The organism is Desulfovibrio diazotrophicus (genome assembly GCF_902498985.2).
Taxonomy (GTDB): domain Bacteria; phylum Desulfobacterota; class Desulfovibrionia; order Desulfovibrionales; family Desulfovibrionaceae; genus Desulfovibrio; species Desulfovibrio legallii.
Genome location: NZ_OX346397.1, coordinates 494,958 through 515,841 on the forward strand (window position 1 = coordinate 494,958; position 20,884 = coordinate 515,841).

15 protein-coding genes are annotated in these 20,884 nt (G+C 62.9%); 5 read left to right on the forward strand and 10 right to left on the reverse strand.

Annotation, left to right across the window (positions count from 1 at the left end; translation table 11 throughout):
* Positions 1-35 precede the first annotated feature (35 nt).
* The 8 genes from J7I12_RS02115 to J7I12_RS02150 form a co-directional block, all read right to left on the reverse strand.
* A complete protein-coding gene (locus tag J7I12_RS02115; RefSeq protein WP_118228775.1) occupies positions 36-1,442 on the reverse strand; it encodes an SLC13 family permease in 1,407 nt (468 codons plus the stop codon).
* Between the two features lie 262 nt (positions 1,443-1,704).
* Entirely contained in the window at positions 1,705-2,580 is an 876-nt protein-coding gene (gene sucD / locus J7I12_RS02120) for a succinate--CoA ligase subunit alpha (RefSeq protein ID WP_302549115.1), read from the reverse strand.
* Positions 2,577-3,773 (reverse strand): ADP-forming succinate--CoA ligase subunit beta, encoded by a 1,197-nt coding sequence (gene sucC / locus J7I12_RS02125; RefSeq protein ID WP_302413025.1) that lies wholly within the window; start codon positions 3,771-3,773, stop codon positions 2,577-2,579. The genes sucD and sucC overlap by 4 nt, the downstream gene beginning before the upstream one ends.
* Before the next feature lie 336 nt (positions 3,774-4,109).
* Positions 4,110-4,664 (reverse strand): 2-oxoacid:acceptor oxidoreductase family protein, encoded by a 555-nt coding sequence (locus J7I12_RS02130; protein WP_118228778.1) that lies wholly within the window; start codon positions 4,662-4,664, stop codon positions 4,110-4,112.
* A gap of 4 nt (positions 4,665-4,668) precedes the next feature.
* Positions 4,669-5,466: a 2-oxoacid:ferredoxin oxidoreductase subunit beta gene (locus J7I12_RS02135; RefSeq protein WP_118228779.1), complete on the reverse strand. Its 798-nt coding sequence runs from the start codon at positions 5,464-5,466 to the stop codon at positions 4,669-4,671.
* Position 5,467: 1 nt separating this feature from the next.
* Complete coding sequence (locus J7I12_RS02140) at positions 5,468-6,619, reverse strand: 2-oxoacid:acceptor oxidoreductase subunit alpha (RefSeq protein WP_208360690.1); 1,152 nt, start codon at positions 6,617-6,619, stop codon at positions 5,468-5,470.
* Positions 6,616-6,834 carry a ferredoxin family protein gene (locus J7I12_RS02145; protein ID WP_207287333.1) on the reverse strand — a complete coding sequence of 73 codons (219 nt, stop codon included), beginning with the start codon at positions 6,832-6,834 and terminating at the stop codon, positions 6,616-6,618. Before J7I12_RS02145 ends, J7I12_RS02140 begins: the two co-directional genes overlap by 4 nt.
* A gap of 274 nt (positions 6,835-7,108) precedes the next feature.
* Positions 7,109-9,001: a sigma 54-interacting transcriptional regulator gene (locus tag J7I12_RS02150; RefSeq protein ID WP_208360688.1), complete on the reverse strand. Its 1,893-nt coding sequence runs from the start codon at positions 8,999-9,001 to the stop codon at positions 7,109-7,111.
* 223 nt (positions 9,002-9,224) lie between these two features.
* On the opposite strand from J7I12_RS02150, the gene J7I12_RS02155 reads away from it, so the two are divergent.
* The gene (locus tag J7I12_RS02155; RefSeq protein WP_130957975.1) at positions 9,225-10,223 is read left to right on the forward strand and encodes an Ldh family oxidoreductase; all 999 of its coding nucleotides are present in this window, start codon (positions 9,225-9,227) and stop codon (positions 10,221-10,223) included.
* A 151-nt stretch (positions 10,224-10,374) separates the two neighbouring features.
* On the opposite strand, the gene J7I12_RS02160 is transcribed toward J7I12_RS02155, so the two are convergent.
* A complete protein-coding gene (locus J7I12_RS02160; RefSeq protein ID WP_208360686.1) occupies positions 10,375-14,352 on the reverse strand; it encodes an AAA family ATPase in 3,978 nt (1,325 codons plus the stop codon).
* Positions 14,352-15,635 (reverse strand): metallophosphoesterase family protein, encoded by a 1,284-nt coding sequence (locus J7I12_RS02165; RefSeq protein ID WP_208360684.1) that lies wholly within the window; start codon positions 15,633-15,635, stop codon positions 14,352-14,354. Before J7I12_RS02165 ends, J7I12_RS02160 begins: the two co-directional genes overlap by 1 nt.
* Positions 15,636-16,124: 489 nt before the next feature.
* On the opposite strand from J7I12_RS02165, the gene J7I12_RS02170 reads away from it, so the two are divergent.
* The 4 genes from J7I12_RS02170 (at position 16,125) to J7I12_RS02185 (ending at position 20,774) form a co-directional block, all read left to right on the forward strand.
* Positions 16,125-18,221 carry a molybdopterin-dependent oxidoreductase gene (locus tag J7I12_RS02170; protein WP_208360682.1) on the forward strand — a complete coding sequence of 699 codons (2,097 nt, stop codon included), beginning with the start codon at positions 16,125-16,127 and terminating at the stop codon, positions 18,219-18,221.
* Between the two features lie 35 nt (positions 18,222-18,256).
* Positions 18,257-18,715 (forward strand): 4Fe-4S dicluster domain-containing protein, encoded by a 459-nt coding sequence (locus J7I12_RS02175; RefSeq protein ID WP_207287331.1) that lies wholly within the window; start codon positions 18,257-18,259, stop codon positions 18,713-18,715.
* A 221-nt stretch (positions 18,716-18,936) separates the two neighbouring features.
* Positions 18,937-20,103: a sulfite exporter TauE/SafE family protein gene (locus J7I12_RS02180; RefSeq protein ID WP_208360680.1), complete on the forward strand. Its 1,167-nt coding sequence runs from the start codon at positions 18,937-18,939 to the stop codon at positions 20,101-20,103.
* A 134-nt stretch (positions 20,104-20,237) separates the two neighbouring features.
* On the forward strand, positions 20,238-20,774 hold the full coding sequence (locus tag J7I12_RS02185) for a hypothetical protein (protein ID WP_208360678.1): 537 nt from the start codon (positions 20,238-20,240) through the stop codon (positions 20,772-20,774).
* The last annotated feature ends 110 nt before the right edge of the window (positions 20,775-20,884 follow it).

A 20,884-nucleotide genomic window follows, 5' to 3' on the forward strand; every position in this document is an offset into this window, starting at 1 on the left:
GTCGCGGGCGGCAGGGGCCGCCCACGACGAGAGCGTTATTTGAACATGCCGATCCAGGTCCAGTACGTATAGACCATAAGGCTCATGAAGATGGCGCCGAACAGGCTCATGACTGCGCCTGTCTTGATGAGTTCGCGCGGGGTTATTTCTTCCGTGGCCAGGCCGATGATATTGGGCAGGTTGGACACGGGCAGCAGGTACTGGTGCAGCATATTCATGCCCACCAGCAACACAAAGGGCGTGGGATCGATGCCTTGGGTGGAGGCATAGGCGATGACCACCGGCGTGAGGGCCGTGGTCTTGGGGCCCGCGCCCGTGAAAAGACACTGCAGGACCAGCATGATCCAGATCAGGATGACCACCTGCGTCTTGATTTCAAATCCGGCCAGGGGGCTAAAAAACGTATTGGCCATCCAGGCCGCCGCCCCGGAGGAGACCAGCACCGCGCCCATGGAAAGGCCGGCGCCGTAAACGATAAAGATGTTCCAGGGGACCTTTTTTTCCGCCTGTTTCCAGGTCATGATCTGCTGGCGGCCGGGGGCTATCATGGCCAGCACCGAAAGCATGGCCACCAGGGTGGGGTTGATGTGGTGGAAGGTGTCTGTGGCCCACAGGGCCAGCGTCAGAAGAAAAACCGTCATGGTGTACTTTTCAATAAAGGACATGGGGCCAAGGGATTCCAGCTCCTTGCGCACAAAGGCCTGGCCGGCGCTGATGTCCTTGATCTCCGGCGGCCACATCCAGAGCAGAATGGGCACGGCCAGCAGGCCACAGACAAAGGCCGGCGGCGCGCCGATTTTAAACCACTGCCCCCAGGTGACGGCCTGCCCCGTGGCTTTCTCCAGCAGGCTGGCAGTAATGGGGTTGGCCGCGTGCGAGGTCATGATGCCAATGCAGTACATGGTGCCGGTAATGGTCACCACAAAGATAAGCCCTTTGACCATATTGCTTTTGCCCTGTTCTGCGCCGAAGGCGCGGCCCATCTGCGCGATGATGGGCATGAGCAGAAGCGTTTTGGCCCCCAATGAGGGGATGAAAAACGTCATGACCAGGGTTATCAAGGCCACTGCCCAGTACATTTTGACGGGAGAAGCCCCGGCCAAGCTCACCATGTTGAGGGCCATGCGCCGTGAAAGGCCGCTCACCTCCATGCCCGCCGCCATGACCAGCCCCAAGGCCACGATCCAGACGCCCGTGCTGGCGTAGCCGGACAGCGCCTGACCTATCTTGGCGGCCCCCAGCAGGACGAGAAAGGCCACAATGCAGAAGCCGCTCTGCGCATCGTCCAGCGCCTGGGTCACCCAGACGATGATAGCAAAAACGCCCACGCCGAGAGCAGCCTTGCCTTTGGGACTCAGGCCTTCCATTTCCGGAGACAGAAAGGCTATCCACAACATGGCCGCTACAGCTGCAATCAGAGATATAAGCTGTTTTGTTTTCACAGAGGCTCCTTGTTCCCCGGTCTGCGCCGCGCCGCCGTGCGGCCCGGGTCTTTTGCCGCGCGGCGTCCGTGCTGGAAGTCCCAGCCTTTTCCCCGCAGTCGGCGGCCTGTATGTGACAGACACTGCCTGAGGTCGGGAGAATCCTTTCCTTTGCCTTTCCGGCAGTGCGGCCATGGGCGGCTGCGGGGCGTGCGGGGGGTGGCATGATTTCCCCCCGCACGCGGTCAGGAGGGTATGAGGTATGTATGATTGTCCTGCGTCCTTATGCCCGTAATTTTTTGGCCACGGTTTCGCCCAGGAGGCCCAGTTCGTGGATGATGGTGACGCCGGCGGACGAAAGGGCGGCGATTTTGTCTTCGCCGCGGCCTTTACCGCCGCTGATGATGGCCCCGGCATGGCCCATGCGCTTGCCCTTGGGGGCCGTAAGCCCGGCAATAAAGCCGAACACGGGCTTGGGATAGGCGCTTTTGCGGATGTAGGCGGCGGCTTTTTCTTCTCCGTCGCCGCCGATTTCGCCGATCAGGCAGACGGCTTCGGTTTCCGGGTCATCCCGAAACATTTTGAGCAGGTCCGTAAAGTACAGGCCCGGCACCGGGTCACCGCCAATGCCCACGCAGGTGCTTTGCCCCAGGCCCTGGGCCGTGAGCTGGTGCACGGCCTCATAGGTCAGGGTGCCGGAACGGCTGATGACGCCCACAGAGCCGGGTTTGTGGATATAGCCGGGCTGGATGCCGATTTTGCACTGGCCGGGCGTGATGACGCCGGGGCAGTTGGGGCCCACCAGCTGCGTGCCCGTGTCCTTGAGCCGGGCCTTGACCCGTACCATGTCCAGCACGGGGATGTGCTCCGTAATGCAGATAACCAGGCGCACGCCCGCGTCCGCCGCTTCGCACACGGCGTCCGCCGCCACGCTTGCGGGCACGAAAACCACGCTTACGTCCGCGCCTGTTTCCCGCACGGCCTTGGCCACGGTGTTGAACACGGGCACGCCCAGGACGGTTTGCCCGCCCTTGCCCGGCGTGCAGCCCGCCACCACCGTGGTGCCGTAGGCCTGCATCTGCTCTGTATGGAAGCGGCCCTCGCGTCCCGTAAGGCCCTGCACCAGTACGCGGGTATTTTTGTCGACCAGAATGCTCATGCCGTACCTCCGGCGGTTTGGGCCGTATCGCTTCCGGCGGTGAGGGCCGCAATTTTGTGCGCCGCCTCGCTCATGGAGGCCGCCGTTGCAAAGTTTAAGCCGCTTTCCCTGAGGATGCGGCGGCCTTCCTCCACGTTGGTGCCTTCCAGGCGCACCACCAACGGCAGGTGCAGGTCCACCTTGCGGGCCGCGTTGACCACGCCCTGAGCCACAATGTCGCAGCGCAGGATGCCACCGAAAATATTGATAAGTATGCCCCGCACGTGCGGGTCGGAAAGCATGACCTCAAAGCCTGCGGCCACCATCTGTTCGTTGGCCCCGCCGCCCGCATCCAGAAAATTGGCGGGCTCAGCTCCGGCCTGCTTGATGGCGTCCATGGTGGCCATGGCCAGGCCGGCGCCGTTGACCATGGTGCCCACATAGCCGGACAGGCGCACGTAGTTTACGCCCAGTTCCCGCGCCTTGCGCTCCAGGGGGTCGCTCTCCTCGGGGTCGTCCAGGGCGGCCACGTCCGGATGGCGTTTGAGGGCGCTTTCGTCAAAGTCCATCTTGGCGTCCAGGGCCACCACGTTTCCGGCTGCGGTCACGGCCAGCGGATTGATTTCCACCAGCACAGCGTCTTTTTCTACGGCCAGGCGCACCAGGTTCTGCACCAGGGCCGCGCCCTGGTTGACCTGCTCCGGCGTGAGCCCGCAGCCAAAGAGCAGTTGCCGCGCCTGGAAGGGCCAGATATGGTGGCCGCCGTCCAGTCTGGCGGTAAAGATGCGCTCTGGCGTGCGCGCGGCCACCTCTTCAATGTCCATGCCGCCGTCGGGCGAGGCCATGACCGTCAGGCGCTGTGCGCCCCGGTCCAGCACTACGGCCAGGTACAGCTCACGGGCAATGTCCGTGCCCTGTTCTACCCAGACCTTATGGACCTTTTTGCCTTCTGGGCCGGTCTGGTGCGTCACCAGCTGCATGCCCAGAATGTGTCGGGCAGCGGCCTCCACCGCGTCCAGACTTTTGCAGACCTGCACGCCGCCGCCCTTGCCACGGCCGCCGGCGTGGATCTGCGCCTTGACCACCCAGACCGGGCCGGGCAGGGCGCCGGCGGCCGCGCGGGCTTCGGTCGGCGTGGCCGCCAGCGCTCCCGTGGGCACGGGCACGCCAAACTGGGCCAGCAGGCCCTTTGCCTGGTATTCGTGAATATTCATGGAGAAACCTTTTATGTGTTGGTGTTGGGGACGTCCTTTCTTGCGGAAGGGGGGGGCCCTGTTGAAAAAGGCCTCCTCCCCCCGCGTTCCCACCCCCAAAACGTTTTCTTCATTCAGGGAACGCCCAGGGCATCCCCTGGCCGGGGGAGGGGGAAAACATCGGGAAGGGGTTTCAGGGGGCGTGCCCTTGTACCCCTTTGCGCCTGTGCCGCTAGAGTATTTAACACTTGAAATGCTCGCTTACGGCAGGCAAAAGCCTGCCTTCTTGCATTTCGTGGCAAGGATTTTCAAGAAAATCCTTGCAGAGCAATTAACTCATTTCATTCGTAAACTGCTCTAGGCCGAAGGCGCGGCCTCGCGGGCCATGTCCGCACCCAGGTGCAGGGCTTTTTTGTTGCTTTCGTGGAAGGCCGGGGCAAAGCGGTCGGCCAGGGCTTTTTCCAGGGATTCCAGACGCACGGCCTTGGTCAGGGCCGCCAGGGCCCCCAGTACGCAGATGTTGAAAGCCTGGGTTTTGCCGTTGAAGGTTTCCTTCACGGCGTGGAACAGGGGCAGACCCACGCGGCGGGCGTCAATGCGGGCCGAGGGATGGACCAGATCGCTGTCATAAAGGCACATGCCGCCGGGGCGGATGAGCGGCAGGTATTTGGTGGCGGATTCGTCCGTGAGGGCCACCAGCACGTTGGGCTGATTGACCTTGGGGAAGAAGATTTCGCTGTCCGCGATGATCACGTCCGAGCGGGTGGCCCCGCCGCGGGCTTCCGGCCCGTAGGACTGGGACTGCACAGCCACCAGACCTTCGTAGAGGGCTGCGGCTTCAGCCAGCAGAATGGCCATGGTGATGATGCCCTGGCCCCCGGAGCCGGAGAGAAGAAAACGGTATCTTTCCATGGGGCTACTCCTTGTGGGCCTTGGCGATGATTTTGGCGTATTCCTCGCAGTATTCGGGGCGTTCTTCGTCCACAAACACGCCGCGGGGGATGAGGTGCGGGTTCTCCTCCAGTTTTTTGGAGCCCAGGGGCGCGGTATTGTCTCGGTACCATTCCAGCATCTGCACGGCCCCGCCCATTTTGTTTTTGCGCCCGAAGTAGGTGGGGCACTGGGTGAGGATTTCCACCACGGAAAAGCCCTTGTGCGCAAAGGCTTTTTTAAGCAGGCTGACAATCTCTTTGACGTGGAAGGTGGTGGTGCGGGCCACAAAGGAGGCCCCCGCGCCTGCGGCCAGCTTCACCGTGTCAAAGGCGTGGTCAATACTGTGGTAGGGCGCGGTGGTGGCCAGGATGCCCTCACCGGAAAGGGGCGAATACTGCCCGCCGGTCATGCCGTAGATGCGGTTGTTCATAATAATGGCCACCATGTCGATATTGCGGCGACAGGCGTGGATAAAGTGGTTGCCGCCAATGGCCATGGCGTCGCCGTCGCCCATGGGCACCACCACGTTGAGTTCGGGCCTGGTCATCTTGATGCCCGTGGCGCAGGCTAGGGCCCGGCCGTGCATGGTGTGCATGCTGTGAAAGTCCACATAGCCCGAAATGCGCGCTGAACAGCCAATGCCCGAAACCATGCACATGTTGGAGGGGTCGATGTTCAGCTCCTGCACCGTGTGCAGCAGGTTGTTGAGAATGGTGCCGTGACCGCAGCCCGGACACCAGATGTGGGGGAAGAACCGCTCTCGGATATTCTGCACGCTCATCTCAGAACCCCCTTCCTTCGATAACCCGCATGACTTTGCCTATGTCTGTGGGCGTGACCATGATGCCGTCCATGCGGTTGACCAGGAACACGCGGTCCGGCCGCTGTACCACCTGTTTTACCTGGGTGGTGATCTGCCCCATGTTCATCTCCACTACAAAAATGTTGCGGGCCTTGGCGGTCTTTTCCCGCACCAGCTGGGCCGGGAAGGGCCAGATGGTCTGCAGCTCCAGCAGGCCGATGCGGTCGCCCTTGGAGCGGCGGGTTTCCACCAGATGCCGGGCGCTGCGCGCTGAAGAGCCGTAGGAAATGATGATGTGCTCCGCGTCCTCCAGGTAAAATTCTTTCCAGCGGGCCAGCAGGTGGGCGCGGTTTTCAATCTTGTCCACCAGATGGTAGAGCAGTTTGCTGACCTGTTCGGGGTTTTCTGTGGGGAAGCCCCAGATATCGTGGAACAGGCCGGTAACGTTGTAGCGGTGCACGCCGCCGAAGTCTGACATGGGCAGGCGGCCGTCTTCGCGCGGCAGGTAGGGGTGGTAGTTGACCCCGGCGGCCACGTCCGTGTGCAGGCGCTCCACCACGGGCAACTCGCCCGCCGGCGGCACAAAGAGCTTTTCACGCATGTGGCCCACCACCTCGTCAAAGAGCAGAATGACCGGCGTGCGGTAGGTTTCGGCCAGGTTGAAGGCCTCTACCGTGATGCTGAAAACGTCCTGAATGGTGGAAGCCGTGAGCACGATGATGGCGTGGTCGCCGTGGGTGCCCCAGCGGGCCTGGTTCACGTCGCCTTGGGCCACCTTGGTGGGCAGGCCCGTGGAAGGGCCGCCGCGCTGCACATTGACCACCACGCAGGGAATCTCGGCCATGACCGCATAGCCGATGGCCTCCTGCTTGAGGGAAAAGCCCGGCCCGCTGGTGGCGGTCATGGCCTTGGAACCGGCCAGAGAAGCGCCGCAGACCGCGCACATGGAGGCAATTTCGTCTTCCATCTGCACAAATTTGCCGCCCACACGGGGCAGCTGCTCCGCCAGATGTTCGGCCACCTCGGTGGACGGAGTAATGGGATAGCCCGCAAAAAAACGCACCCCGGCGTACAGAGCGCCGCGCACACAGGCCTCGTTGCCCTGCACGAAACGGATTTCACCCTCGCTCATGCGGCCTCCTTGCCGTTGCCGGCTTTACCGGCCTTGGCGGTCTTTTCCACCGTCACGGCCAGATCGGGACAGTATTGTTCGCACATGCCACACTCCACGCACAGCTCCGGATTGTGACAGGCCTTGCCCGCGTCATCCAGAGAGAGCGCCTTTTTGGGGCAGAAGGCCACGCAGATGCCGCAGCCCTTGCACCATTGGCGGTTGATGTAGACCATCAGGAATCCCCATTTGGGTGTTGCGCCGCAAATGCGGCTGGTTCAGAAGCCAAGCGGGCGAGCTTTATGTTTTGCGCGCCTCGGTTCCTTGGGAGGAGATGAGCAATCTTTGTGCCAAGCGGCAAATATTTTTAAATAAAGTAAGGCTTTCGGCAGGATGGTGGAAAGGTTGTGGTATCAACTTAATGCTATGCTACATATATGATAGCATCGTGCAACAATATGCAACATTATGATGCAAATTGTGTCATGAATGACACAGAAAAGAGAGGGTTCAGCGAAGCCCCAGCTTGCGCATTTTGCGGAACAAGGTGCTGCGGCTGATGTGCAGCAGCCTGGCTGCATTGCTCTGGTGGCCGTGGCAGGCGGCGAGTGCTGCGCGGATGCGCGTACGCTCGTCGGTTTCTTCCGGGACGGAGAGGGGAGGGGCTTGCTGCGGGCAGGGCGCGGCCTGTGGATGGAAGGAAGGGAGAAGCTCGGCCTTGAGGGCCTGTGCGTCCAGCCGGGCCGGGCTGGTTATGCGCAGCCTTTGGATAAAATAGCGCAATTCGCGCACGTTCCCGGCCCAGGGGTGGGCGCGCAGCACCGCCAGGGCCTTTTCATCCAGGGGCGGACTTTCGTTGTCCTGATCGAAGAAGTGGCGGGCCAGCAGCTCTATGTCGCCGGGGCGTTGGCGCAAAGGCGGCAGGGAAAGCACCAGTACGGAAAGGCGGTAGAACAGGTCTGCGCGGAAGCGTCCCTTGCGGACCCGTTCCCACAGGTCGGCATTGGTGGCGGCAATGACCCGCACGTCTACCCGAATGTTGCGGGTGCCGCTGATGCGCAGCACACATTGGGTTTCCAGTACGCGCAACAGGCGTTGCTGGGCCCGGAGGTCCATTTCGCCGATTTCGTCCAGAAACAGGGTGCCCATGTGCGCCATTTCAAAAAGGCCGGGTTTGCCCTTGCGGCTGGCGCCGGTAAAGGCGCCGTCCGCATAGCCGAAGAGCTCCGATTCCAGAAGCGACTGCGGCAGAGCGCCGCAGTTGACGGCCACAAAGGCCTCCTGACTGCGGGGGCTGGCGTTGTGGATGGACTGGGCAAAAAGTTCTTTGCCGGTGCCCGTTTCACCTTGAATCAGCACGGGCTGTCGCGCTGTGGCGAATCTGCGCGCCCTGGCTATGGCCGCCAGGATGTCTGGCGATGCGCCCAGAATATCCCCAAAGGTGTGCTGGGCCGTCATGGCGGCGTCTTCATGGCGGATTTTGCTCTCTTTGGCGGCAATGGCACGGGGTTCCTGAAAGGTGATGACAGCGCCGTGCACGAAGCCAGCCACATGAATGGGAATGGCCGAGAACAGCAGTTTGCGGCCTTCCACCGCCACCATTTCGTCTTCCACGCTGGCCCCGAGCAGCAGGCAACGATCCAGGTGGGGCAGGTCCAGGATACTTTTGAAGGCATAATGGGTGATGTCGTTTTTGAGACGGAGCATGCGCCGGGCCACGGGGTTGACCAGAAGCACACGCCCCGCGGCGTCCAAAGAAACGATGCCGTCGTGGGAATGGTCAATGACCGTTTTGAATTTGAGGCTTTGGGCCTGCTCCAGCTCACGGGCGTAGACAATACGCTGGGCCTCCAGCAGGGCCTGACGGACGGAGGTCTCGCCGCAGATCAGCAGCTGGCTGCACAGGCCCAGGCTTTCGGCAATATTGACAGAGGTTTCGCCGCCTATGACCACGTCCACGCCGTCTTCGGCAGCCTGGGCGATGGCCGCACGCATCTCTTCGGGTTGGCCGCCGCTGGGGTAGATGCGCAGATCCGGGCGCAGCAGGGTGCTGATGGCGGCCAGCTCCTTGTGCAGCTGCGGGTAAGCTACAAAGCCCAGGCGTGGATGCTTCTTGGGCGATTTGGCCGCCGCCTGGTTCAGGACATAGACCAGGTCGCGCATGCTGATGGGCAAAAACACCACAGGAACCTTAATGCCCGCTTCAATGATCTGATTGGCGGACCAGCCGCGCACCACAATAACCTGCGCCCCTTGCTCTTCAGCTTGACGGGCTACGTGCAGCGAACGGCTGAGGCCAGTGAGGTGCAGACGGATTTTGTCCTGCAGGCCCAGTTCAACGGCAACCCTTTGGGTTATTTGGTAGCTGGCGCTTTCAGGAGCGATGACGACAATAGGGGGCATGGTTTCCTCGTCTGGTGCTATGAAAACTATAGGTGGCGGCGGGCAAATGCGCAAGACGGCGGAGGTCGGTGATTTTTTACTCGACCTCCAGGCGTGGATTTGCCAATCTGAAGGGGTACGAAGGCGTAAGCGCAAGGTATTTGCGCTGTTACAGGTCGGGGCGCACGCCGCTCCGCGGGGCCTTTGATAAAAGCATACGAACAGCAACCAACGGAACGCAGCCATGCCAGACATCTCTTTGGGCGACGCCCGCCGACTGGGCGTACGCCTTCTTACCCGGCACAAGGTCAGTGAAAAAAATGCCGCTCCCACGGTAGAATCCCTGCTGCGGGCAGAAATGGAGGGCATTCCCTCCCACGGTTTTTCACGTATTCCCTATTACGTGGGCCAGACAGATACGGGCAAGGTGGACGGCCATGCCGAGCCCGCCGTAACCCGTCCCAAGCCCGGCGTGGTGCGGGTGGACGCCCGTTGCGGCTTCGCCTTCAGAGCTTTTGCCGAGGGCCTGCCGGAGCTTGCCGCCGCTGCGCGCGAACAGGGCATAGCCCTGATGGGTGTATGCAATTCGCACCACGCCGGTGTGCTGGGCTTTCCCGTGGCCGACCTGGCGGCCCAAGGGCTGCTGGCCCTTGGTTTCGCCAACAGCCCGGCCTCTCTGGCGCCCTACGGCGGCTGCAAAGGAGTTTTCGGCACCAACCCTCTGGCCCTGGCCTGCCCGCGCAAGGCCGCGCGGCCGCTGGTCATTGATCTTTCCATGGGGTTGCTGGCCAGGGGCAAGGTCTTGCAGGCCGCCAAAAAAGGTGAGCTCATCCCTGAAGGCGCGGCAGTGGACGCCGAAGGAAAACCCACGCGGGACGCAGCTAAAGCCTTTGCCGGTGCTTTGCTGCCCTTCGGCGGGCCCAAGGGCTACGCCCTGGCCCTGATGGTGGAAATTCTGGCCGGGCTGTTGCCCGGTGCAGCCCTGGCCATGGAGGCTTCTTCCCTGTTTACGCCCGAAGGGCCCGCGCCGCGTCTGGGCCAGAGCTTTATAGCCATAGACCCCGGCAGCCTGGCGGGTGCGGATTTTGCGGACCGGCTGGAGAGCTTGCTGCGGGCCATTACGGAGCAGCCTGGCGCGCGCCTGCCTGGCGACAGGCGTATCCAACGGCGGGAGGCCGCCTTGGCCGCCGGCGGCATTACCCTGCCCGACGAGCTTTACGCGCAGTTGTGCGGTCTGGAGTAATGCGACGCCCTGCCGTGCGCCTTTGTCTTGTACACGGCGGAGTATGGTCGGAAGGCGCGCGTCAACCGCGCCGCAGGCGTAAAAAAACGTTGCAACCGCGTGGGGGCAACGTTTTTTTACGCCTGCGGACGCCGAAGAGTCTGCAGACAGATCAGGCCGGGCGGATGCGGCCGTCTTCCACCAGCAAGAGCGCCGCGCCGGGGTCGGCCTTGCGCAGCAGGTCCACGGTGTGCGGCTGGCAGGTGAAGTAGAGCAGTTGGTGGGCCGCTTCGGGGTCGCCGCCCGTGAGGTCTACAAAGGCTCTGGCTGTGCGTTCGGCGCGCTGGGGGTCGAAGTTGACCAGCACTTCGTCCATGATCACAGGCAGGGGCGTGGCATGGACCGCATGGTTTTTAATGTAGGCCAGGCGCAAGGCCAGGTAGGCCTGCTCCCGTGCGCCGCGACTGAGGGTTTCCGGCCCGGCGGCTTCTCCTTCGGCAGGCAGGATGCGCAGGCTGGCGTCCTCCAGTGATGCGCTGATGCCCCGCCAGCGGCGGCCCGTGATACGGCAGAAGATCTGGGAGGCCAGGCGGATGACTTCGGGCTGGCGCTCCTGTTCAAAGGCGCGTTTGGCCGATTCCAGCAAGGCTCGGGCCAGGGCGGCGCGACTCCAACCTGCGGCCAGGCGCTCCATGCTTTCCAGCAGAGAGGCCTCCTGCTGCCGCAAGCGGGAGAGCGCGTCCGCACGGGAGAGAGCTTCCGCGCGGTTCGCCAGTTCCCCTGTCTTTTTGACCAAAGCATCCTCCCGCTCCACCAGCGCGGGCAGTTCTTCGTCAATGGCGGCGCAGCGCCGTTCCTGACTCTCCTGATCTGCCGCCTCGAAGCCGGCCAGAAAATCTTCCAGCGGCGCGCCGTCGGCAGCCTGGCTCAGGGCGTCTTCCAGGTATTGCCGACGCTGGCGCAGGGCCGTGCGTTCTTCATGCAGGGCCGCCAGGCGCAAAAAGTGTTCCGCATCCTGTGCGCCTGCCAGGGCCAGCAGGCTCTGCCGGGCCAGGTCGGCGGCTTCCAGGGCGGCTGTGGCCGCAGCTACGCTATCCGCCTGCTCCACGGCGCGGCGTTCCAGAACGTCGTGCTGGGCCTGCGCTGCGGCGGCGTTTTCCGCTGCGGTCAGGGCGGCGTCCAGACTTTCCAGCCAACGGGGCGTGCCGTCGGCGTCGCGTTCCGGTTGGCGCTGCAGTTCATGAAGCAGACTTTCCAGCGGTTCGCGCAGGGCGGACAGTTCTGCCCGGCTCTGGGCCAGGACCGTTTGGGCGCGCTCCAGTTCGGCAGCGGCGGCCAGGCAGGTGTCCATGGAGGCAAAAGCCTGGCGCACGGTTTCCGGATTGAGGTCCGCGCCCAGCCCCAGTCCCTCCAGGCTGGCGGTCCAGGTTTGCCGGGCGGCGGCCAGGCGTTCTTCAGCCTGCTGCTGCGCGGCGGCGGCCCGGTTTTGGCGGTCTGTGGCGCGCCGACATTCGCTCTGGGCATTGTGCAAGGCGGCTTCGGCCTTGATGCGCTGCTCCCGCGCGGCTTCAGCATCGCGGCAGGCGTCCAGCACCTGGCGTACGGCGCGGGTCAGGGCTGCCGCGTCCGCCGGCTCCGGCAAAAGATCCGCCACGGCGGGCACGGTGCGCAAGCGTGTTTCCTGTGCGCACATATCCGCTTCCAGCGCTTCCAGTTCTGTTCGGGCGGCGGCCACCCCGCCAAGAGCCAGGCGGGCCGCCTCCACCTTGGCGAAAAAGGCGGCTGCGCCTTCAGGGGCGGGCACGGCGCCCACATGCAGGGCCAGTAAAAACTCGTGCCAGCGGCGGCGCACCTGCTGCACCTGCGCCTCGGCCGCCGCATGGACGGTCTGCAGGTGGGCCAGTTCCGCGCGGGCCTGGTCCAGGGCCTGCCGGAGCGTTTCCATATCCTTGCGGGCGCGCTCTTCTCGGAAGCAGAGTTCCCTTTCCCGTTCCAGCCGCACTTCCGTGGCTTCCAGGGTGACCATATCCAGGTCGGGCACGTCCGCCGTGGCGCAGAGTTGCCGGGCCTGTTCCTTCAGCTCGGCCACATGGGCGGCGCAGGCGTCGCGGCGGCTCTGCAGGTGGGCGAATTCGTTCTTGCGGCGGCGGCGTTCCGGCCCATCGTGGGGCAGGCCCGCCGCCAGAAAGCCCACGCCGCAGAACAGGATCAGATACCCTGACCAGAGATTGACCGGCATCTCAAGCCCTTGGGTCAGAGGCAGGCTGGTGACGCCCAGCCGCCAGGCGGCCAGGAGCGTGCCGGCTCCAGCCAGGAACAACGCGGCGCCCAGAAGCAGCAGGGGCAGGTTTTTGATGCCGCGGGCGGGCGTTTCGCTGATAAGGCGACCTTCCAGCTCGGCCAGGCGTTCATGCTCTGTGGCGAGCGTGGAGGAAAGAGCGCGCAACTGGCGCAGGGCTGTGGTCTGGCTCTCCAGCACCTCGCGGGCCGGACCGTTGAGGGCGCGTTGTTCTTCACGCAGCCGCTCCATGCGGTTTCTGACGTCCGCAACATCGTCTTCGCTCCGGCGCACGTCCTGGGCGGCGGTTTCGGCCTGGGCCAGCTGCGTCTGGACTGCCGCGGCCAGTTGCAGAGCCTCGTCCTGACGGGCCAGCAGGTTGTCCAGAATGCGCCCGGCTTCCTGCTCGTCCTTTTCATCCGCAGTCGCGCCGCCAAGCCGTAACGGGGCATAGGCGCGGGCAAAGGTTGTGCGGGCTTCCTGTACCGCAGCCAGACGCCCCGGGCGCTGGCGGGAGGCCTCTTCATGGCGGGCAAGCGCCTGGCGCAGATCGTCGCGGGTCTGGTCGTCCACGACCGCCGTCGGGGTGGGCAGCAATTCCAGCGCCTGCGCTGCCGTGGCGGCCTCGCGTTCCGCTGCGGCCGTTTCCTGATTGCACTGGTGCAGGGTGCCTACGGCGGCCTGGTGGGCGGACATGGCGGCGTCCATTTCCCTGGCCTGTTTTTCCAGATCTTCACGGGCGAACAGGGAGCGGTCCGTGGCGCGGATACGTTCGCAGGTCCAATCCGGGCCCAGCCGGGCGAGCTCGCGTTGAAGATTTTCTTCCGCCCGTCGGCAGGCGGTTTCCTGGGCGGCCAGCGCGCCTTCGGCCTGGCGGAAGCCGCTTTTGCGCTCCGTCAGGCGGCGTAGGGCGGGCAGGGCGGCCAGCAGGGGCGGGTCCAGCGTCACGGCGTCCCGCCGTTCTCGCAGCAGACGCAATTTTTCTTCTTCCGCAGCTAGTTGGCGGCGGCAGCTTTCCCCTGCCTCCTGGGCGCGGGCCAGTCGGGCCCGGCCGTCTTCGGGAAAGGCCGCGCCTTCCGGCTCCAGGCGCTCCAGCTGCGTGCCGGCCATGCGCCATTCGTTCCACTGCAGCCAGACGTTGCGGCGACGCTCCAGCTGGCGGCGTTCCGCTTCCAGAGCCGTGCGGCGGTGGCGGGTCTGGCGCAGATGTTCCCGGCTGGCGGCCAGTTCTGCGGCCAGGGCGTCGTAGCCCGCACTTTCTTGCTCCAGTTCAGCCATTTTTTTGCGCAGGTCTGTGAGCTGGCGCAGGGCTTTGTTGAGCTGTGGCACGCTGCCGCCGGGTTTGAACAGGGCTGCTTGCCGGGTTTCAAGAGCTTTCAGCGCCTCGGCCGGCGAGCGCAGGCCGGGGCCAAAGCTGGCGCCGTAGAGGGCGTTGCGCACGCCTTCGCCCGTGAGGCTTTTGAGATCTTCCAGTTCCGTAAGGCTGAAGCCGAAGACCTTGCGGTAGACCTCCCGATCCACGCCGGCCAGCAGGCGCTGCAGAACATCGGCCTCCAGCGGATGGCCCGCGTTGTCCAGCAGGGTCAGGCCGCCCGCGCCGGGGCGCCTTGTGAGACGCAGCAGGCCGGTTCCCCGGGCATTGAGAGTAAGGCTGCCGCCGGCCCTGCCGCCCCGCAGAGGGCCGGGCAGGGCCTTGCCTTCATTGCTGTGGGGTGAGGGGTAGCCCGTGAGGGTTGTGCGTAGGAATTCCAGGCAGGTGGATTTGCCGGCCTCGTTCTCGCCCAGAAAGATATTCAGGCCGGGAGAGAGTTTTTCCACGCCGATGTCGGCAAAAATGCCGAATCCATCTATGTGAAAGGACTGTATATACATCAGCGCGCCTCCAGCAGGTCGGTGCACAGGCGTCGGGCTTCTTCCAGCAGGGCGCGCCGGTTGGCGGCATCCACCGGGGAGAGCAGTTTGCGCAGTTGGCCATGCCCGTACAGGGGGGCCAGGGCCGTATCCGCCAGGGCGGCGAGAGCTTCCGGTTGGTCCTCCAGATTCTGGGCCAGCCGCAGCACCTCTCCCAGCAGATCTTCGCGGGCCAGGGCGGCTTCCATATCCAGCAGAGGGCTGGTGGACGCCTGCATATCCTTGATCCAGACGCCGGGGGTGGCTGTTTGCAGGGCTTCCAGGCGTTCAATGAGGTCGGTCTGATGGGTTGGGTCGCGCAACAGCGTATCCAACCCTGTGCGGCCGCACAGCCGCAGCCGGGCAATAAGGGCTTCGCAACCGGGGGGCGTGGCTTCGGCCGCCGCTTCCAGGGCGGCGGCAAGGCGCGTTTCGACCACATCCAGCTGCTCTACGCCGTCCAGGTCAGCCTCTACAAGGGCCCACTGCACGGGCCCCAGGCGTACCGGTTCGGCCTGGCAAACGTATCCGCCCTCCGGCGTGGGGCGGGCGCTTACCCGCAGGCAGCCGCGCGGGCCGGGTTCGTTGATGTGCAGACCCTGGGCACTGCCGCTGTAAGCTACAAAGGGAGTCTGGGACAGGATCTGACCTTCGTGCACATGGCCGAGGGCCCAGGCGTCCAGCCCGGCGGCCTTGAGGTCTTCCAGGGAGCAGGGCGCGTAGCGGTCCGCCTTGGCCTGTCCTTCGAGTGTGCAGTGGAGTACCCCCAGCTGAAAGCAGCCCTTTTCTGCATCCCGGCGGAAGAGACGGGCCAGATTGCGGTTTTCGCGCAGACGGGCGTGGCTTATGCCGTGGACCACCGCCAGTGGGCGGCCGTCCTGCTCCACCGTGCGGCTTTCCACCTCCGGCCCGAACACGGTGACGTTGTCCGGCCAGGTAAGCGTTGTGAGCTGCGAGTTGAGGGGGTCATGGTTGCCGTGCGCCAGAAACACGCGCACGCCCACGGCTTCCAGACGGCGGCAGCCGTCGCGCAGGGCCAGTTGGGCTTTGACGCTGTGGTTCTCTTCATTATAGATGTCGCCGGCCAGGACGAGGAAGTGGGGTTTTTCCGTTTCACAGAGGCGAAACAGTCGCTCCAGGGCGGTGAAGGTGGCCTCGCGCAGAAGGCGGGCCAGATGTTCGCCCTGGGCCGTTTCGCGGGCAAGGCCGAGAAAGGGCGTGTCCAGATGCAGGTCCGCCGCGTGGATATAACGTACAACGTCCATGGCAAGCCTCGGGTTGTGCCGGATAGGCGGTTGCCGCGGCGCGGGGCGCGGTGATTCTGTCGGGCCGCATGTGCCGGGCCTGCGGCAAAGCCGTATGGGTATGCCGGAGGCCATAATCTAGACTTTTTCAATACCTATGACAAGAGGGCGGACAATGCCGCGCAGGGGCGTGGTTCTCTCTGCGGGTGCTTTTTGGAGTAAAAAAAATATAAAATGTTTAATAACAATTTGTTATGTAAAATATACGACATCGATAAAGTAAAAAAAGTAAAGAAAAGTCCGGCAGGGGGCTGGTTTTTGTTAGAAAAAATTGATACTATTAATGCCTTAGCAATGTTGCCGACTTTGGGGGGCTTTCATTGTCCTTTGTACGTCGGCATATAACGACGCTCTATCTTGTGAAAAATTTCAGACCATGCGGCGCTGGGGGAGTGCCGGGCAGGGGAGCGGCCTTGAGATGGTCTGGAGCAAGCATTGCGAGAGGTCGGCATGGAAGTGAATCATCAAATTCACAGTGTCTGCGGCATGTGCAGCGTGCGCTGTCCCATTACTGTGGAAGAACGCAACAATACCATAGCCATGATCTATGGGAACAAGCAAAGCCCCCTCAAAGGGGCCTTGTGCGCGCGCGGCGTTGCCGGCAAGGCCCTGGAAGAGGATGCAGAACGGCCCCACGGCCCGCTGATCCGCGCTGGGGAGCGCGGCGAGGGGAAGTGGCGCGAGGTCTCCTGGGACGAGGTTTTTGACTATGTGGCCCGCAAGGTGGCCGCAGCTCAGGAAAAGTACGGCAAAGAAACTGTCCTCTGGTCAGACCGTGAAGGCCCCTTTACCGACCTGTACCGCGCCTTTATGCGCGGGCTGGGTTCGCCCAACGTGTGCACGCACAGCCCTTCCTGCGACCTTAATACGCACCACGCCTGCAAGGCCGTGTTTGGCTACGGGCGGGGCATGATGGTCTACGACTACGCCAATTGCAAACATATTGTGCTGCAGACCCGCAACATTTTTGAAGCTCTCAATGTGGGCGAGGCGCGCACCGTGATGCGGGCCCTGCGCGGCGGCTGCAAACTTTCCGTCATAGATATCCGGCATACTGTCACGGCCTCCAAGGCCGATAACGTCTTTGTCATCCGGCCCGGCAGCGACTACGCCTTCAATCTGGCAATCATCAACACCCTCATTGCCCAGGGCCTCTATGATAAGAATTATGTGGCCGCCCATACTACCGGTTTTGAGGAGTTGCGCGCCTTTGTCGCCCCCTACACGGCTGCCTGGGCCGCCAATGAATGCGGCGTGGAGGCCCAGGCCATCGAAAATCTGGCCCATATGCTGGCGGAAGCAGCCCCGCACGTTATCTGGCATCCCGGCTGGATGACCTCGCGCTACAGCGATTCTTTTCAGGTGAGCCGCACCGCTCTGGTGATTACCGCCCTGTTGGGCGGCTTTGCCACGCCAGGCGGCATTCTGCCCGGCCGTACCCCCAAGGACTGCGGCAAGCCGGACCTCAAAAAATTTACGGATCTGTACACTGCCCCCCAGAGCCCCAGGGCCGATGGCCTGGGGCGGGACAACAAGGCCTTTGACACTGGCAAGGGCATGCTGCACCGGGCCTTCCGGGCCATCAACAATCCTGAAGGCACCCCGCCCGTCAAAATTTATTTTGCCTGGCGGCACGACCCCCTGCAGGGCTTCCCTGACCCGGACGCCATGCGCAAGCTCTTTTCTGGTCTGGACCTGCTGGTCAGCGTGACCTTTTCCTGGTCCGACACAGCCTGGTTTGCCGACGTGGTGCTGCCCCTTTCCACCTATCTGGCCAGAGACAGCATCATCGCGGGCAAAAAGGGCCTGAAACCCCAGTTTTTTGTGCGGCGGCAGGCCGTGCGCCCCAAGTTCAACAGTAAGGCCGACTGGCAGATTATCGGCGGGCTTGCCCAAAGGCTGGGGCTGGACGCGCTGCATTTTGCCCGCGTGGAAGACGTCTGGAGCTACCAGCTGCGGGGCACCGGGCTGAAAATCGCGGATTTTGACGCCAAGGGCTTTGTTTCCCTGACCAAGGAACCTCTTTACGCCGACCTTGAAACCTTAAAGCTCCCCACAGCATCCGGCAAGATTGAGCTGGCCAGCACGGGCTACGGGGCCAAGGCCGGCCTGAACATGCTGCAGCCCTATACGGCCCCCACGCCGCCGCCGCCCGGCGCTTTTCGCATTACCTTTGGCCGGGCCGCTGTGCACACCCAGGGGCACACCGTCAACAACCCCCTGCTGCTGGAGCAGATGCCGGAAAATACCGCCTGGATACATACGGAACGGGCCAGGGCCGCCGGGCTTGTGCCGGGTGACCGGGTGCGCGTTCTGGACGCCACGGGCGTCAGCATGGGCGAGGTGGGCCTTAAAATTACGGATCTCATCCATCCGGAGGCCCTGTTTGTGGTGCACGGCTTTGGCCATAAATTGCCTTGTGAAAGTCGGGCGTTTCACAAGGGCGTTTCCGACAGCATTTGTCTACGCGGAGGACTAGCCATGGAAGACGAAGCCGGTGGCGGGCTCTCCCTGCAAGAACATTTTGTCACCCTGGAAAAGGTTTAGATTTTTCAGATTTTTTTCATAGCTGGAGGAGATGCATGAATAAAGTCGGCATCACACATATACATGCGGAGTGTATAGGCTGCAAAGCCTGTGAAGTGCAGTGCCGCAGCATTCACGGAGATCAGATCGTCAGCCCCTTTTGTCAGATTCGGGAGGCGCTGCACAAAAAGCAGCGGCCCCATGCCGTGGAGTTTACTTATCTTGCCTGTTTTCACTGCAAAAAACCCAAGTGCGTGCCCGCCTGCCCCACAGGAGCCATGCGTGCGCGTGCCGATGGGCTTGTCTACCTGGAGGCCGACCTCTGCGATGGCTGCAAAGCCTGCATTGCGGCCTGCCCGTGGCACATCCCCGTATGGAATCCCCGGACCGGCAAAGTGGAAAAGTGCGATCTGTGCAAAGACCGCATTGACCAAGGCCTGGAACCGGCCTGTGTGGCTACCTGCGCCATGAGTTGTCTGCACTTTTCCGGCGTGGACGCTGCACAACCGCACTAGGCAGGGCAGCAGCCGCACGGCGCAGAAGATTTACAGCGCAAAGGCAAGCCGCATAGCAAGGCAACCAAAGCGGCGTCGTCAGGCCCGTCGCCACCGCGCCCAACGGCAGCAGCGCGCGGTACAGGGGCGGAGCGGGACAACCCGCAGGCGCAACCCAGGGACCGGAGCCGCGTGGCCCGCACCCCGCGCCATAGCACAGTAACCCGAGGAGGTCGTATCTTATGAACCGCAAGAGATTCGTTCTGGGCATCACCACCCTGTTCCTGCTCGTCATGGCAGGGCAGGCCTTTGCCGCGGGCAACGACGGCATCAGCGCCGCCATTGCCAAGCAGCTGGCCGCCGCGCCCGGCAGTATTGACGCCAACGCCGCGCCCGGCTATCTGGGCATTCCCGGCGGACCGCATGTGAGCACCTTGCTGGCCTTTGGCTGGGCCCTGTGGGTGGGCTGGATCTTCTCCACTGTGGGCGCCTTTGGTGGTGTTATGGCTGCTGTGGGGCACATGAGCGTTTACGGCCTTGGCGCCTACGCCAAGTCTTTCCCCAAAATCATGAATGCCGACGGCAAGCTGGTGAACGCGCCGCTCAACGCCACGGTTACGGACTCTGTACGCGCCTCCAACCAGATGCTGGTGGGGCTTTCTTCCGTCATCAGCACCTTTACCTACTACCGTATGAAGCGCCTGGTGTTGCCCCTGGGCATTGCCCTGGGTCTCGGATCCATCATCGGCGCTTTCGGTTCCGCCACGCTCACGGCCGGCAAGCTGAATTTCTCGTCCTATCAGGGCTATTTCGGCGTTTTCGTGCTTATGCTTGGCCTCTACCTGACCTGGGAAACGTCCCCCGCCGGGCAGCGCTCCAAAAGTAAGGCCAAAGAAGCCGCCAAGGCTTTTGAAGCCGCGGTCAAAAGCAAAAAAACCGATGGCGGCACGGCCCCCACGGGCGTGCAGATCATCAAATTCACGCCGACCACCTGCCAGTTTACCTTCTGTGGCGTGGAATTTGCGTTTAACCCGCTGCTTCCCTTCCTGGGCGGTCTGGTCATCGCCAGCATCGCCGCCTTTCTCGGCGTGGGCGGCGGTTTTCTGCTGGTACCCTTTATCACCAGCGTGACTCAGCTGCCCATGTATCTGGCCGCCGGCACCTCCGCCCTGGCCGTGCTGGTGAGCATGATTACCGGCATTACCACCCTGATGCTCCACGGCGTCATGGTGGACTGGCAACTGGTGGGCATAGAACTGGCTGGCGTGGCCGTGGGGTCCATTGTGGGTCCCTACACCTCCCGCTTCTTCTCCGACCTCTGGCTGAAGCGCATCTTCATTCTTCTGGCCCTTTATGTGGGCATTGACTATGTGTTGCGCGGCTTCTTCAACTACCGCATCTTCGGCTAACCACTGACGCGCCGCAGCGCGCAACAGGCTTTTCACCGCCTTGGGCCGACATTGGCAAAGGCGTCAGGATCAAGGGCGGCGGGCGAACACCATTGCGGTTGCTCGCCGCCCTGATTTTGCAGGTCGGAATCTCCATGAAAGCACTGCTCATCTGGCTCGACGTTTTTTTTATCCTCCCTTATCGCCTGGTGGATGAACCTGTGGCGGCCTATTTGCTGGGCACGGCAGCTTTGGCCCTGCTGGCCGCGGTGATGGGGGTCTGTACACTGAATCTGGCCCTGCGCCTGCACGGAAAACGCCTGGAAAAATATCAGAACGACATGCAGCACTACAACGCCCTGGGCGAAACCGCCCTGCAGGGCGGCAGCAAGGAAACTTTCAAAGTCGTCAACCGTCAGGGCCACGAAGCCTTCGGCTACTACTTCTCCTTGAGCGGCGCGCTGTTTGTGGCATCCCTCTGGCCTGTGCCCCTCATCCTGGCCTGGATGCAGCTGCGTTTTGGCGAGACCAGCCCCGTTCTGCCTTTCTCCCTGCCCCTCTTCGGCAACAAACCGGGCATGGTTTTCTGGTTTCTTATCCTCTATATTCCTCTGCGCATGCTCTGCACCCGCGTCTGGCGTCGCCTGCGCTGCAGCCGCCCCGCGCCGGAACTGCGCGCGCCGCAGGCCTGAAGAAAGAAATTTTTTGTTGGGGCGGGATAGAAATGCTTTGTGGAGGGGAAGGGAACTTTTGTGAATAAAAGTTCCCTTCCCCTCACACCTTCCATTCTCAAAAAACTTTT

Coding starts and splice junctions, on each gene's coding strand:
- sucD (WP_302549115.1), bottom strand. CDS start 2,580: ATGAGCATTCTGGTCGACAAAAATACCCGCGTACTGGTGCAGGGCCTT.
- sucC (WP_302413025.1), bottom strand. CDS start 3,773: ATGAATATTCACGAATACCAGGCAAAGGGCCTGCTGGCCCAGTTTGGC.
- J7I12_RS02130 (WP_118228778.1), bottom strand. CDS start 4,664: ATGGAAAGATACCGTTTTCTTCTCTCCGGCTCCGGGGGCCAGGGCATC.
- J7I12_RS02135 (WP_118228779.1), bottom strand. CDS start 5,466: ATGAGCGTGCAGAATATCCGAGAGCGGTTCTTCCCCCACATCTGGTGT.
- J7I12_RS02140 (WP_208360690.1), bottom strand. CDS start 6,619: ATGAGCGAGGGTGAAATCCGTTTCGTGCAGGGCAACGAGGCCTGTGTG.
- J7I12_RS02145 (WP_207287333.1), bottom strand. CDS start 6,834: ATGGTCTACATCAACCGCCAATGGTGCAAGGGCTGCGGCATCTGCGTG.
- J7I12_RS02150 (WP_208360688.1), bottom strand. CDS start 9,001: ATGCCCCCTATTGTCGTCATCGCTCCTGAAAGCGCCAGCTACCAAATA.
- J7I12_RS02155 (WP_130957975.1), top strand. CDS start 9,225: ATGCCAGACATCTCTTTGGGCGACGCCCGCCGACTGGGCGTACGCCTT.
- J7I12_RS02160 (WP_208360686.1), bottom strand. CDS start 14,352: ATGTATATACAGTCCTTTCACATAGATGGATTCGGCATTTTTGCCGAC.
- J7I12_RS02165 (WP_208360684.1), bottom strand. CDS start 15,635: ATGGACGTTGTACGTTATATCCACGCGGCGGACCTGCATCTGGACACG.
- J7I12_RS02170 (WP_208360682.1), top strand. CDS start 16,125: ATGGAAGTGAATCATCAAATTCACAGTGTCTGCGGCATGTGCAGCGTG.
- J7I12_RS02175 (WP_207287331.1), top strand. CDS start 18,257: ATGAATAAAGTCGGCATCACACATATACATGCGGAGTGTATAGGCTGC.
- J7I12_RS02180 (WP_208360680.1), top strand. CDS start 18,937: ATGAACCGCAAGAGATTCGTTCTGGGCATCACCACCCTGTTCCTGCTC.
- J7I12_RS02185 (WP_208360678.1), top strand. CDS start 20,238: ATGAAAGCACTGCTCATCTGGCTCGACGTTTTTTTTATCCTCCCTTAT.